Annotated in this window: 12 protein-coding genes, 1 tRNA gene and 1 pseudogene; 10 read left to right on the top strand and 4 right to left on the bottom strand. The window is 28.5% G+C overall.

What is annotated here, in order from left to right; translation table 11 throughout:
* The first annotated feature begins 3 nt into the window (after positions 1–3).
* The 7 genes and pseudogenes from hisD (at position 4) to hisIE (ending at position 6,210) form a co-directional block, all read left to right on the top strand.
* The gene (gene hisD / locus M9408_RS00665) at positions 4–1,326 is read left to right on the top strand and encodes a histidinol dehydrogenase (RefSeq protein ID WP_250257287.1); all 1,323 of its coding nucleotides are present in this window, start codon (positions 4–6) and stop codon (positions 1,324–1,326) included.
* A complete protein-coding gene (hisC, locus tag M9408_RS00670) occupies positions 1,313–2,386 on the top strand; it encodes a histidinol-phosphate transaminase (RefSeq protein WP_250257288.1) in 1,074 nt (357 codons plus the stop codon). The genes hisD and hisC overlap by 14 nt, the downstream gene beginning before the upstream one ends.
* 18 nt (positions 2,387–2,404) lie before the next feature.
* Positions 2,405–3,475 (top strand): bifunctional histidinol-phosphatase/imidazoleglycerol-phosphate dehydratase HisB, encoded by a 1,071-nt coding sequence (gene hisB, locus M9408_RS00675; RefSeq protein ID WP_250257289.1) that lies wholly within the window; start codon positions 2,405–2,407, stop codon positions 3,473–3,475.
* A pseudogene (gene hisH, locus M9408_RS00680) lies at positions 3,472–4,061 on the top strand (imidazole glycerol phosphate synthase subunit HisH). Before hisB ends, hisH begins: the two are co-directional and overlap by 4 nt.
* A 3-nt stretch (positions 4,062–4,064) precedes the next feature.
* The gene (gene hisA, locus M9408_RS00685) at positions 4,065–4,805 is read left to right on the top strand and encodes a 1-(5-phosphoribosyl)-5-[(5-phosphoribosylamino)methylideneamino]imidazole-4-carboxamide isomerase (RefSeq protein ID WP_250257290.1); all 741 of its coding nucleotides are present in this window, start codon (positions 4,065–4,067) and stop codon (positions 4,803–4,805) included.
* A complete protein-coding gene (gene hisF, locus M9408_RS00690) occupies positions 4,787–5,563 on the top strand; it encodes an imidazole glycerol phosphate synthase subunit HisF (protein WP_250248736.1) in 777 nt (258 codons plus the stop codon). The genes hisA and hisF overlap by 19 nt, the downstream gene beginning before the upstream one ends.
* The gene (hisIE, locus tag M9408_RS00695; RefSeq protein WP_250257291.1) at positions 5,557–6,210 is read left to right on the top strand and encodes a bifunctional phosphoribosyl-AMP cyclohydrolase/phosphoribosyl-ATP diphosphatase HisIE; all 654 of its coding nucleotides are present in this window, start codon (positions 5,557–5,559) and stop codon (positions 6,208–6,210) included. Before hisF ends, hisIE begins: the two co-directional genes overlap by 7 nt.
* A 270-nt stretch (positions 6,211–6,480) precedes the next feature.
* Here hisIE and gnd read toward each other — a convergent pair whose 3' ends face one another.
* Complete coding sequence (gnd, locus tag M9408_RS00700; protein WP_250257501.1) at positions 6,481–7,857, bottom strand: decarboxylating NADP(+)-dependent phosphogluconate dehydrogenase; 1,377 nt, start codon at positions 7,855–7,857, stop codon at positions 6,481–6,483.
* A gap of 588 nt (positions 7,858–8,445) precedes the next feature.
* Between gnd and metG the strand changes: the two genes are divergently transcribed.
* Positions 8,446–10,101, top strand: a complete 1,656-nt coding sequence (metG, locus tag M9408_RS00705; RefSeq protein WP_423775076.1) for a methionine--tRNA ligase — start codon at positions 8,446–8,448, stop codon at positions 10,099–10,101.
* An 807-nt stretch (positions 10,102–10,908) separates the two neighbouring features.
* Here metG and folE read toward each other — a convergent pair.
* The gene (gene folE / locus M9408_RS00710) at positions 10,909–11,574 is read right to left on the bottom strand and encodes a GTP cyclohydrolase I FolE (protein WP_250257292.1); all 666 of its coding nucleotides are present in this window, start codon (positions 11,572–11,574) and stop codon (positions 10,909–10,911) included.
* A gap of 582 nt (positions 11,575–12,156) precedes the next feature.
* Here folE and rplY point away from each other — a divergent pair.
* Together rplY and M9408_RS00720 are read left to right on the top strand one after the other, a co-directional pair.
* Positions 12,157–12,450 (top strand): 50S ribosomal protein L25, encoded by a 294-nt coding sequence (rplY, locus tag M9408_RS00715; RefSeq protein ID WP_250257293.1) that lies wholly within the window; start codon positions 12,157–12,159, stop codon positions 12,448–12,450.
* A gap of 336 nt (positions 12,451–12,786) precedes the next feature.
* Positions 12,787–12,860 (top strand) — tRNA-Pro (locus tag M9408_RS00720).
* Here M9408_RS00720 and M9408_RS00725 read toward each other — a convergent pair.
* Together M9408_RS00725 and M9408_RS00730 are read right to left on the bottom strand one after the other, a co-directional pair.
* Positions 12,842–13,951 (bottom strand): D-alanine--D-alanine ligase family protein, encoded by a 1,110-nt coding sequence (locus tag M9408_RS00725; RefSeq protein ID WP_250257294.1) that lies wholly within the window; start codon positions 13,949–13,951, stop codon positions 12,842–12,844. The two genes, M9408_RS00720 and M9408_RS00725, sit on opposite strands and share 19 nt — an antisense overlap.
* Positions 13,952–14,072: 121 nt before the next feature.
* The gene (locus tag M9408_RS00730; RefSeq protein WP_250257295.1) at positions 14,073–15,191 is read right to left on the bottom strand and encodes a porin; all 1,119 of its coding nucleotides are present in this window, start codon (positions 15,189–15,191) and stop codon (positions 14,073–14,075) included.
* Positions 15,192–15,477: the final 286 nt, after the last annotated feature.

Consider the following 15,477-nt stretch of genomic DNA (forward strand, 5'->3'; position numbering starts at 1 on the left):
ATTATGAGCGCTCATAAACATCCTATATCTATTTATTGGAACTATTGTTCTAAATCTGAACAAAAAGAATTACTTATCCGCCCAATAAACAATAACTTAAAGAATATCAGTATAAATGTTAAAGACATCCTTAATCAAGTTCATAATGAAGGAGACCGCGCTTTATTTAAATTTAATTTGCATTTCGATAAAGTGAAAACTAAACAATTGAGGATTCCATCTGAAACTATTATTACCTCAGGTAATAATTTATCTAACACCATAAAAAAAGCAATACATATCGCGATAACTAATATTACAAAATTTCATCAAGCACAATATTCTTCAGAAATAAATTTAGAAACTTTCCCCGAAGTGTACTGTCGACAAATTATTCGGCCATTAAACATTGTCGGACTATATGTTCCAGGAGGAACTGCACCATTGCTGTCAACAGTGATGATGTTGGGTATTCCAGCTCGTATTGCTCAATGTAAGCGTATTATATTATGTTCTCCTCCTCCAGTTCCCGATATAATTACATATACTGCGCAGCTTTGTGGCATCAATGAGATTTATCAAATAGGAGGAAGCCAAGCTATAGCTGCTATGGGGTTTGGTACCGAATCTGTTCCAAAAGTAGATAAAATCTTTGGACCAGGTAACGCTTGGGTTACCGAAGCAAAACGGCAAATTAATTTTGCACCAAATGGAACTGCTATCGATATGTTGGCTGGGCCTTCTGAAGTATTGATTATTGCAGACAATACAGCTAATCCTATTTTTATCGCAGCAGATCTTTTATCACAAGCAGAGCATGGACCTGATTCGCATATGATATTAATCACTCCTAGTATACACATTGCAGAACAAACAAAAAAAGAACTATATAAACAATTACAAATACTGCCACGTAAAAATATAATTCAAGATTCCTTAACTAATGGCCGTATCATTATTACTAATGATTTGATGGAATGTTTTTCTATAAGTAATGATTACGCTCCAGAACACCTAATCATTCATATTTCCCATGCCCAAGATTATTTAAATCACGTTATTAATGCCGGATCAATATTTCTTGGAAATTGGTCTCCAGCAGTTGCTGGAGACTATGCAAGCGGACCTAATCATGTGTTACCTACATACGGACGTTCAATCGCTACATCTGGTTTAGGAGTTGTAGATTTTCAAAAAAGAATATCAGTACAACAATTAACTCAAAATGGATTATTAAAATTATCATCAACAATTAAAACATTAGCACAAATTGAACAATTAAAAGCTCATGAATATGCTGTAATATATCGCATTAATCATATCAAGGAACAAAATGAACATTCGTGACTTAGCTAGGAATAATGTATTAGCTCTAAAACCTTATCAATCTGCCAGAAGATTAACACATTCAGGTAACATATGGCTTAACGCCAATGAATTTCCGATCGCTCCCGACTATAAATTGCGTTATAAAAAAATTCACAGATATCCTATGTGCCAACCACAAGAAATCATCAACAAATATGCTTACTATGCCGGAGTACGATCTGATCAGATTTTAGTATCAAGAGGAGCTGATGAAAGTATTGAGTTATTAATGAAAGTATTTTGTAATCCCGGAAAAGACGTTATTGTATTTTGCCCTCCAACATATGGCATGTACAAAACCACTGCAGAAATTTTAGGAATTAATTATCGGATCATACCAAAAAATAAAAACTGGCAACTTGATTTAGTATCTATTAAATCACAATTAAATAATGTTAAATTAATTTATATTTGTAACCCAAATAATCCTACTGGTAATATTATTCATTTAAATAGTTTAAAAAAACTATTAAATATTATCCAAAATCGAGCCCTATTAATAACTGACGAAGCATATATTGACTTTTGTCCTGATGCAAGCTTAGTACGCTGGTTATCCATGTATCCACATCTAGTTATTTTAAGAACTTTATCAAAAGCTTTCGCACTGGCGGGAATACGTTGCGGTTTTACTTTAGCTAATCCAGAAATTATTAAATTATTAGAAAAAGTTATAGCGCCATATCCATTGCCTATTCCAGTAATTGATATCGCAGAGCAAGCTTTAGCTCCAATAAATATACGATATACTAAAAATAGAATAGCTATAATTAATACAAACCGAGACATATTAATTACAGGTTTAAAAAAATGCTCTTGTGTGCAAAAAGTGTTTACCAGTAGTGCGAATTATGTATTAGTGAGATTTAATCCAAAATATCAAGTTTTTAATGCACTGTTAAATCAAGGTATAGTCTTAAGAGATCAAAACGATCAGCTAGGATTAATTAATTGCTTACGAATCACTGTTGGTACATTTAATGAATGTAACCGCGTAGTTTCTATTTTAAAAAAACTACGCGTTTCATCATCTACGTAAATAAATATAGGAGCATTCATGTGTCATAAAATTTTATTTATAGATCGAGATGGAACTCTAATTAACGAGCCAAAAGATAATTTTCAAGTTGATTCTTTAGACAAATTCTCATTAGAACCACATGTTATTTCTGCCCTTATAGCTCTTAAAAATATAGGTTTTGAATTTGTTATAGTTACTAATCAAAATGGACTAGGAAGCGTTTCGTTTCCCAAAGCAAAATTTGACGAAATACATTATCTAATGATTAAAATATTTCAATCTCAAGGTATTAAGTTTAATCAAATATTAATTTGTCCTCATTTTCCTGAAGAAAAATGTAGTTGTCGCAAACCAAAAACTGCTTTAGTAAATTATTGGTTAATTGATAACAGATTAAATAAATTTAATAGTTATGTCATTGGAGATAGAGATACTGATATGATTTTAGCAACCAATATGGGTATTCAAGGAATACGGTATCATCATATTAATTTTGGTTGGAAAAAAATTAAAAACTATTTAATACAACATTACAGATCAGCACATATCCATCGTACCACTGAAGAAACTAATATAGATATAAAGATATGGTTAGATCAAAATGACAAAAGTTATATTGATACTGGAATTAATTTTTTTAATCATATGTTACAACAAATAGCTATCCATGCCGGATTACGTATGAATATTATAGCAAAAGGCGATTTATACATAGATGACCATCATACTGTTGAAGATACGGCTTTAACATTGGGAGAAGCTTTAAACGTAGCATTACACAATAAATGTGGTATTAAAAGATTTGGATTCACTTTACCTATGGATGAAAGCATTGCGCAATGTATATTAGATCTTTCTGGACGAACATACTTTCACTATCAAGCTAAATATAATTTTCAAAAAATAGGAGATCTCAGCACTGAAATGATAGAACATTTTTTCCGTTCATTATCTTCAAAAATGAGCTGTGCTTTACATTTAAAAGCAACCGGTAATAACGACCACCATAAAGCAGAAAGTTTATTTAAATCTTTTGGTCGAGCATTGCGCCAAGCTATTTATATAGATAATAATAATATACCAAGCTCTAAAGGAACATTATTATGAATATAGTTATTATAAATACCAATTGTGCTAATTTATTTTCTGTAAAAACCATGTTACATAAATTAGGGCACAATCCAATAATAAGTGATAGAGTCGATATTATATCTAAAGCAGATAAACTGTTTTTACCAGGAGTTGGTACCGCCGCAGCTGCAATGAAGCAATTAAAAAAAAAAATCTAGTTACGTTAATACAAAATTGTACTAAACCAATATTGGGTATTTGCTTAGGAATGCAGTTATTTGGTACTCATAGCGATGAAAATAATGGCATCAAAACCTTAAAAATTGTTAATGTACCCGTTAAACGTATGAAATACTATGGTTTGCCGCTGCCACATATGGGATGGAATACTATTACTGTTCCTAAAAAAAATTCTTTATTTAATGGTATAAAGAAAAACAATTATTTCTATTTTGCGCATAGTTATTTGATAGAAATATGTCATATAACCATTGCTTCAACAAATTACGGCCAACTATTTAGTTCAGTTATAGAATATAATAACTTTTTTGGTGTACAGTTCCATCCAGAAAAATCAGGAATACCTGGACAACAATTAGTAAAAAATTTTTTGGAGATTTAATTTGTGATTATTCCCGCACTAGATATTATTAACGGCAAAATAGTTAGACTGTATCAGGGATCTTATCATATGGAAACTAGTTACGGAAATCCTGTATCATTATTAAAAAAATATATACGCCAAGGAGCAAAAATGATTCATTTAGTTGATTTAACTGGCGCGCAGAATCCAGAAAATAAACAAAGTTTATTAATTAGTCAGTTAATAAAAGAATCTACTCCCTTATTAAAGATACAAATAGGAGGCGGTATACGTAACGCTACAGATATAGAATTTCTTTTAGAATCAGGGGCAACACGTGTAGTATTCGGTTCTGTAGCAATTACAAAGCCAAAAATAGTAAAAAAATGGTTTAAATATTTTGATCCCAATCATTTAGTTTTAGCAATAGATATACGCATTTCCTCTACAAAAGATCGAAACATAGCCATTCACGGTTGGCAAAAAGAAACTAATTTTAAATTAGAGCAAATAATAGAGGAATATTATCCTGTAGGATTAAAACATGTTCTTTGTACAGATATTTCTAAAGATGGAACTCTATTAGGTAGTAACATATCTTTATATCAATCCATATGTCGTTCTTGGCCAAAAATATTATTCCAATCATCTGGGGGTGTTTATAAACTAACAGAAATCTCCAAGTTACGTTGTGCCGGGGTCAAATCAATAATTATTGGTCGTGCTTTTTTAGAAAATAAATTTACTGTTTCTGAGGCAATATCATGTTGGCAAAACGAATAATTCCTTGTCTTGATGTAGCTAATAATAAAGTAATAAAAGGGGTACAATTTAAGCACCATAAAATTGTAGGGGATATTTTAGATTTAGCAAATCGTTATGAAAGAGAAGGAGCTGATGAACTGGTGTTCTATGATATTACAGCATCACCTAACAATCAAGTAGTAGATAAAAAATGGATTTCTCGAATTGCCGAAATAATAAACATTCCATTCTGTGTCGCAGGAGGAATCAGTACAGTAAAACAAGCTAAACAAATTCTTGCATCTGGAGCTGATAAGATTTCAATTAATTCTCCTGCTTTAATAAACCCAACGTTAATCCAAAGATTAGCTGATCATTTGGGTACACAATGTGTTGTAGTTAGTATAGACACTTGGCATAATCCTAAAAAAAAAATATACCAAGTACAATGCTATACTGGAGATAGTCATCGTATAAAAACTACAACATGGAAAACATTAGATTGGGTTAAAAAAGTACAAGAATATGGGGCCGGAGAAATAGTATTAAACATGATGAATCAAGACGGCATGAAAAATGGTTATGATCTAGATCAATTAAAAGACATTAGAAAACATTGCAAAGTTCCGCTTATAGCCTCTGGTGGAGCCGGCACTTATCAGCATTTTTTAGAAGCCTTTCGTGACGCTGATGTAGATGGCACATTAGCAGCTTCAGTTTTTCATAAAAAAATTATTGATATTCATAAATTAAAACAATTCTTATCTAGAGAAGGAATACAAATTAGATTATGCTAATTAAAAACAAACATCAAAAATTAAATTGGGCTAAAAATCACGGTTTAATACCTGCTATTGTACAACATGCTAGATCAGGAGAAGTGTTAATGTTAGGACATGTGAGTAAAGAATCGATGATAAAGACAGAACAAACTAAACATGTCACTTTTTTTTCGCGTAGCAAAAATAGATTATGGACTAAAGGAGAAACATCTGGAAATACATTAAAATTAATTAATTGGTATTCAGATTGTGATCATGATACGTTATTAATATTTGTTGTACCTCACGGACCTACTTGTCACAATAATACTAGTAGTTGCTTTCATCCTGGAATAGCAGATTTAAGTTTTCTCTACCAACTAGAAAAAATTATATCTGAAAAAAAAAACATACCATTCCATCCTAATGATTCATCTTATACATCTCGTTTATATGCTAGTGGCATTAAACGTATTGCTCAAAAAGTTGGGGAGGAGGGCTTAGAAACCGCACTTGCAGCACTTTCTACTGATTGTGACACGACAGAACTTATTAATGAAGCATCAGATTTGATATATCACCTATTAGTCTTGTTGCAATGCAAATCATCAACTTTTAACGCAATTATTCAAGAACTAAAAATACGACATCATAAGAATAAACAGATAGAACATAACATATAGAAACAGTACAATAAGACTACTAAGCATTAACAAGATTGGCCTTGCTATTTATTTTTATATATAAATAACCTAATAAATTTATTTACAAATGCTGTTCAATTTATTAGGTTTATATTAACATATAACTAAATCTTATTAAACTGCATAAAATACACCATCTCTACTTGCAGATAGAAAATGTAAATTTTTATAAAAATTATATCTGTACATTCTACATATTGCACCGCGTATTATCAAAATTAATTTAAATCACACAATAATATTTTATATTCATTCTAGCCAATCAGTATGAAACAGGCCTTGTTTATCAACGCATGTATAAGTATGCGCTCCGAAACAATCTCTTTGCGCTTGAATAAGATTCGCGGGTAATAAATCACTGCGATAACTATCGTAATATGCTATAGCAGCAGATAAAGCAGGCATTGGAACACCATATCGAATACCACAAACCACAACATCCCTCAACATTCTTTGGTAATTATTTGCGACAGAAACACAATATGGAGACAACATTAAATTAGTTATTTCTGGATTTTGAGAATAAATATCAATAATTTTTTGCAAAAATTTTGCTCTAATAATACACCCTGCACGAAAAATTTTAGCGATTTCTTTATAATTTAAATTCCAATGATACTTATCAGATGCAATTTTCAATTGATAGAAACCTTGCGCATACAAAATAATCTTACCAAGATACAATGCTTTTTGTGCTTTTTCTAAATATGAATATTTGCTTTCTAAGAAAACCTTCTTATTTGGTCCGATAAATATTTTTGATGCTTTAATACGTTGATTTTTCAACACAGATATATAGCGAGCAAATACTGATTCAGTTATCATACTCAATGGTATTGCTAAATCAATAGCATCCTGACCAACCCATGCTCCAGTACCTTTATTTTCCGCCACATCCAGCACAGAATCAATAATATATTTATTATTCACATCTTTTTTAACAAATATACGACTTGTTATTTCAATAAGATAACTGTTTAATTCACCTTGATTCCATTCATTAAAAATTTTTCCTAATTCTTCATGAGTTAAATGAAATATATTTTTCAAAAAAAAATATATTTCGGCAATGATCTGCATATCTCCATATTCTATACCATTATGCACCATCTTAACATAATGACCAGAACCACTCGGCCCTATATATGAAACGCAAGTTTCGTTACCAACACGAGCCGCAATTTTTTTAAAAACTGATTCAACCATTTCATATGCATCTATTTGTCCTCCAGGCATAAGAGATGGGCCTTTTAGCGCCCCTTCCTCCCCTCCAGAAATTCCAGTTCCAATAAAATATATCCCTCTTTTTGATAATTCAAAATTTCTACGCATGGTGTCTTTATAAAATGAATTACCACCATCAATTAAAATATCTCCTGGAGATATATACATTAATAATACTTTTATAACATCATCAATATATATTCCTGACGTAATCATTAAAAATATAAAACGAGGTTTCTTTAAAGAAAGCACAAATGTTTTTACTGAATAAAACGGGATAATATTTCTTTTTGGATTATTAAAAATAACTGCGTCAGTTTTATCTTTAGAACGATTATAAATAGAAACGCAATAACCTCTACTTTCAATGTTTAGTGCTAAATTTCGCCCCATAACACCCATCCCGATAATACCAACTTTTTGTTCTGTAAACACATTCGCTCCTTTATGATATAAATATGTTCTATATTGTAACAATAATAGTTTTATATTACTAATTTATAACTAGTTTATAGTATAAGATATTATACATAAATATATTAAAATATAAAAATAGAAAATTTTTAAACAAAAATTGATCGTAAATATAAATTCTCAAACAATATAAAAATTATTAGTTTTAAAGACTTGTTATTAAACATAATCTGATACAACTATATATTTTAAATTGAATACTTATACATGCAATGCGTCTTTCATATATAAACATAATAAAATTCTATTCATTATCTACGCTACATTTAAATCTAAAATATATCATAAATTTATAAAAATATATTTTTGTTAAGCAGAACATTGTTCTCTTTAAAACATCACATAAACTATTAATATAAGTTATCAAAAAAGAAATCTGATATAATTTTTTCTATTTAATATAAAATTAATTTATTGCATTATTATATTCCGTAACGTTAACTATAAAATATAAAAAATAATTTTTAATAATATTAGATATATGTTATTGTACCGTGCATTCAGACAATTTAATTTATTTTTATGACTACAAAAAAAATGCTAGTTACCTGTGCCCTACCCTACGCTAATGGTTCTCTTCATATTGGGCACATGTTAGAACATATACAAGCAGATATATGGGTTCGTTATCAACGCATGAAGGGTAATCATGTGTATTTTATTTGTGCAGACGATGCACATGGAACTGCCATTATGTTGAAATCACAAAAACTTAACATAGCACCAGAAAAAATGATTGCCCAAATGCAAAAAGAACACAAAAAAGATTGCTACGAATTTGGCATAAGTTATGATAACTATTACTCTACTCATAGTGAAGAAACTCGTGAATTACTAAATAATATCTATTTTCGATTAAAAAAAAATGGATTTATTACATCTAAATATATTTATCAATTATATGACTCTGAAAAAAACATATTTTTACCAGATCGCTTTATAAAAGGTGTATGTCCAAAATGTAAAGCATTAGAACAATACGGAGATAATTGCGAAATATGTGGCGCTATTTATACATCATTAGATCTTATAAACCCAAAATCAGTTATTTCAGGAAAATCTCCAATAATACGAAAATCTAAACATTTATTTTTCGATTTACCGGCTTTTACTGATACATTACATATATGGATACGATCTGGAAGTATACAAAAAGAAGTAGCCAATAAAATAGAAGAATGGTTTAAGTTAGGTTTAAAACAATGGGATATTTCTAGAGATGCACCATATTTTGGATTTAAAATTCCTAATACTTCAGAAAAATATTTTTATGTCTGGATGGATGCAACTATAGGATACATGGGGACTTTTAAAAACTTGTGCAAAAAAAATAAAAATATATCTTTCAAGGATTTCTGGAACCTAAACTCCAAAGCAGAATTATATCATTTTATAGGTAAAGACATTATTTATTTTCATAGCCTATTTTGGCCAGCCATTTTATCTGGTAGTCAATTCCGTAAACCAACTAATATATTTGTTCATGGACATGTTACTATGAATGGATCTAAAATATCAAAATCTAGAGGAACATGTATCGATGTCAGTACCTATTTATCATATTTAAATCCAGATTATTTAAGATATTATTATGCTACAAAGCTTTCATCTCATATTAACGATATAGATTTGAATCTATCAGATTTTACTACCAAAGTAAATGCAGATCTTATTAATAAGGTATTAAATCTAGCGTCCAGAAATTCCGGATTTATCCACCAATATTATGGTGGACAATTAGCAAATACATTAGAAAATCCAGTTCTATATGATATGTTTATTAAATATAAGCCCTCTATAGGAGAATTATTCCAAAAAAGAGAATTTAATTACGCAATGCGTAAAATAATGAAATTAGCAGATGAGGCTAATTTTTATATAGACAAATCCGCTCCATGGATCATTGCAAAAAATAAAAATCGTAAAAAAGAGGCTTTATCTATTTATTCTATGGGTATTCAGTTGTTTCGCATTATAATGATCTACTTAAAACCTGTCTTACCTACATTAGCCAAATACAGTGAAAATTTTCTCAATACCCACCTTACATGGGACAGTCTTTCTGCGCCATTATTAAATCATAGAATTAATAAATTTAAAATAATTTTTTTACGCATTAGTCCCGATCAAATTTCATCTATAGAAAATAAATCAAATAACTTAAACTCCTAATTATAAATATCTAAATAAATTCACTATAGTAAAATTATTTACAACGCAGAAATATTAAAACATATAATCAAATTATTCATATATTTACAATGCCAAAACTACATAGAAACTTAAACCTTCTTCCTAATTAACAATTCATACCCTGGTTTTAACCATATACTATGGATACAATATGATTATTATCTTTTTGAACAATCAAATATAAATGAATATACAATACACAAATATAAAAATTCAGGTTAGTAAAAATGTTTTCCTTATTAAAATACTATCACGCCATACCAATACAAAATATTAAAACGATCTATAAATATACATCATTCCTATAATATATAGTTAATATAATCCCAAATATTAAATATAATTAGAATAATAATTAATCAACAACGATTAATAAAAACGAGAATACACAATTTATTTATTAAAATTATCTCTCACATCCACACACTATCGCATCCAGTTTAATTTATACTATCTATGTAAAAAATTTTAAATACATAAAACTAATATAAATAAAAATTTTTTCATCTCTTATAATTATCCTATTTAATTTTTAATAATTACATGCACAATGTTAAAATATATATTAAGTTATAAAATAACTTAATATATAAATTTAGAAAATATATATTTTAATATATATTACTTACATGTAGTAAAAAAGATTGTATTTTTAAAAACTCAAATATCTATACAAACAGATACTGTAATATTAATTAGTGTTATAGTATCATAACCAATTATTATACCCAAAAATTTTTAACTCTTCTAAGATGTAAATACTATATATTTTATAAAAAATAAAATTTAATGATTACAGTATATAATTGCATGCAGAAATTCTTTTCGAGTATTTGAATTCGACTCAAATACACCCCCTAAAGTAGCTGTAGTTGTAGTGCTACTGATATCATGTATACCTCTAGATTTGACACAATAATGTACTGCGTCAATAAATATTGCTACATCATTAGTATTAAGTAATGTTTTTAATGCTAAAGAAATTTGTTTCGTCAGTCTCTCTTGTAATTGTGGTCTTTTAGCAAAAAATTGCACTATTCTGTTTATCTTTGATAAACCAATCACTTTTTTTTTTGGAATATAAGAAACAGTAACTTTGCCATTAAAAACAATAAAATGATGTTCACAAGTACTAGTGATATTAATCCCCCGCACTGTGATCATTTCATGGATTTGCATTGTATTTTGAATAATTGTAATTTTGGGAAAATTTGAATAATCTAAACCTGAAAAAATTTCTTCTATATACATTTTAGCTATTCGTTTAGGAGTATTTGACAAACTATCATTCTTTAAATCAAGATTAAGAAGATGTATAATAGCTTTCACATGATCTTCAATACGACTTTTACGAATTTGACTATTAATATTCGATGCAATTAGTGGGTTTTCCAACCCCTGCACTGATAAAGCATCACGTACTAGCAGCGCTTCTTGTGTCAAGATTGACATACAACTTCTCTAAAATAGATTTTTTACGAATTTTTTATAGTATAGTTCTTATGATAACATGAAAATAACTCACACAACTAAATACATATTAGTAAATACTAAAAATATTAAATTTAATTACCATAAAACTCATAATCAAATATATTAATTTTAAATTTCTTAATATTTACTTATATAAATATATTTCTTTAATAATTTCACCTATATGATAAACATCCTCTATTATATTAAAACAATAAAAATAATCTAATATAAAATTTAAATAAGATTTAATTATTAAAAATATGAACCCACATCGCACTTACTCAAGTATAATATATATCTATATTATCATCTGATTTCCGTAAATAAAATAAACAATTTTTAGTATATTTGTGATACAACATACATTAACATGTATAATACAAATAAATTATGCTACCAAGATGTTAAAATTTTGGTAATATATAAATATTAATTTTGTAATTTGTTTATGTTTGTAAATAATTCTTATAAATAATTTACATATAACATATAAAAAATTTTTATCAAACATAATATTATACTTAAAGTGTAACATTATATTTTACAGGTATGAAATCAATGTTGACAATTAAAGCTAACTTGCGTATTCATAAAAAAAAAAGCGCAACAAGACGCTTACGTAAACAAAATAAATGTCCAGCTATTATCTATAGCAAAGACAACGAACAAAGTTTATCCATTATGTTAAATCAAAACGATATTTTGCATCCTGATATTGTAGCGCAACTATATAAAAATAACCTAATTCTCTTATTTCTTGAAAATAAAAAATCTATAACAGTTAAAATACAAGAGATACAATATCATCCTTTTAAGCCTAAACCAATTCATATTGATTTCATTCGTATTTAATACTAACTAAAAAATAATACATTTATATACAACACTTAACTATCAAAATAATAATATTTAAATTTAATCATAGACTTATTTATTTATTGTAATAAAGAAATAATATAAAATGATATTAAATTAAATTTATAATTAAAAACTATATATTATACAAATTTACATTTATATTAAAAAATGAGATAAAACCACCAATGAAAATCAATATGCTATATGAAATGTAAGGTTTTAACTTTTATAAGTGAAAAATTTTAAAATTTATACATAATATATAGATTATATATTATATTTTAGAAATTAATTTTCCGATTTTTACAATTCTTTATAAAAACCAAAACACGGCATGTGGCGTAGTTTGGTAGCGCGCCGCCATGGGGTGGCGGAAGTCAGAGGTTCAAATCCTCTCATGCCGAAAATAATTTAATAAACTGCTATCTGCATGATAAAAAGAATTGTTTTTATCATGCAGATCTAAGGCTAGTTCTATCAATTTAGTAACTAATTTTTGAAAATTTAACCCGCTTATCTCCCATAATTTAGGATACATGCTGTTATAAGTAAATCCAGGCAATGTATTCACTTCATTCACAAAAATCTGATTATCTGAAGTTAAAAAAAAATCTACACGAGCCATTCCAGAGCAATTTAATACCTGAAACACACGTAAAGTAATACTACGAATTTCATCACTTATTAAATCGTTAACTAAAGCAGGTATTGAGATCTGAACATCGTGCGCTATATATTTATTATAATAAGTATAAAAATTATTATTTGATAATATAATTTCACCACACACACTAACCTCTGGATTATCATTACCCAATACTCCACATTCTAATTCTCTTCCAATAATAGCTGGTTCTATTAATATTTTGTGACTAAAATAAAAAGCTTTTACTAAAGCTTGATTAAAATATTTACGATTAGTAACTTTTGAAACTCCTATTGACGACCCTTGATTTACTGGCTTTACAAAAAAAGGTAATCTAAAAGTAGAAACAAGATCATCAAAATCTATTTTATGTCGATCGTTCACTAAAAAAGTTTTAAATGGCACAACTGATAAGCCCGAATCACGCAATAAACGCTTAGACACGTCTTTATCCATACCTATAGATGAACTTAAAATATGAGAACCAACAAATGGTATATTCATCATACATAACAAACCCTGCAAAGCACCATCTTCGCCTGATGTGCCATGAATTATAGGGAAAATAACATCAAATCTTAATAAATCATTTATGTTTCTAGTATTCGATGAAAAGCAATGAGGATAGCTTTGTAACAATATTGAGATATATGTATCGTCTTTATAACAAAATAAAGTATCAAAATTTATATTTTTTAGATACCAACATCCCTTTTTATCTATCCATAAAATCATTACTTCAAACCGACATGTATCAATAGATTGCGCAATACACATAGCTGATTTTAATGAAATCTCATGCTCTAAAGAACGCCCTCCGCAAATGATACCAACACATAATTTTGACATATATTATGTTTCCTCAACAAACATATGGTTGTTTCACCTATGTATTGCACTAAAAACAAAGGCGGATTATTATCATCATATAATCCGCCTTTGTTTTTAGTGCAATACATAGGTGAAACAACTAAAATACATAGGCTACTCCTAATGCAATAATATCATCTGGATTAATATTAGATGCATCAGTGAAACTATTTTTATTTAATAAATCAATTCTATAATCTATAGTGGTACAAATATTTTTATTAAACACATAACTAGTTCCAACTGTAATGCATTTTTTTAAAAAATTACTATAACCACTTTCTAAATCATTAGCTTTTGAATGTAAATAAGATACAGAAGGACGTAGTCCAAAATCAAATTGATACTGAGCTACTAATTCCACATTCTTTGCCTTATTAACAAACCCATAAATATTTTCTGGAGTAATGTTATCACAAAAACTTCCAAATGGGGTCATATTATAAGTCTCGCCATAAGTAGCCGCGACATACATACCTTTTCCAGCATATTTTACCCCAAAAGAGAATGCCTCTGCATTATCATTATTACCACCATTGTTATCTAAAACGATTTGTTCAGCAATGCGCTTACTATTAACATACGCCGCAGATGCAGCTAATCCATTATCCAATGCATAAGACGCAGACACTCCATATCCTTCTCCATTAGCTGTTTTTAAAGTACGACCTGTTTCTTTATTAACATCATTTTTACCTTGATATTGTAAAGCAAAATCCAACCCATTTACGAAACCAAAAAGATTTTTATTACGATATGTAACTACATTCGAACTGCGATTAGACAAAAAATTATCTATAAATAATATATCTCCACCAAATCCTGGTATTACATCCGTCCACGATCCTACGTCGTATAGCACTCCATAATTCCGTCCATAATCAATACTTCCAAAATCTCCAAATTTTATTCCAGCATAACCAAGCAACACCTTGCCGCTATTATTTACATTAATTCCTTCAATATTTTTTAAAGAAATTTCATGTTCCCACATACCAAAACCTACAATTTTATCATTAACATATGTTTTTCCAGAAAACCCATATCTTAAAAATGAATTATCCCCATTTTTTGTATGTTCTCTAGAAAAATAATGACCTCCAATAATACTACCAAATATATTTAATATATTTCCATCGTTATTATAAATTTCAGCAGCCCCAGCAGTGCTTGCCATAACCATAGTCGCAACCAGGCTAGTAAAACACCGTAATTTCATATTTATACCTCATCATGTAATAAGTAATACTACCAACAATTCAATGCTAAATCTGACATTAATTTTTTAATAATAATCAACGTACATTAAATACCCATTAATTGATATCGCATACTAAAATTACCTAACAAATAACTATTTTCCTATTTATTATAAATAATCTATCTAACAATTTCTATCACTAAATATCATATTACGTCTAATCATTATATTCAACATGAATAACAAATGATTTTATCATAATTTAAATTATATATACTTTCCCTATCTCAATTTAAATTATTAC

The sequence above is a fragment of the Candidatus Blochmannia vicinus genome (assembly GCF_023586525.1).
Lineage (GTDB): Bacteria > Pseudomonadota > Gammaproteobacteria > Enterobacterales > Enterobacteriaceae > Blochmanniella > Blochmanniella vicinus.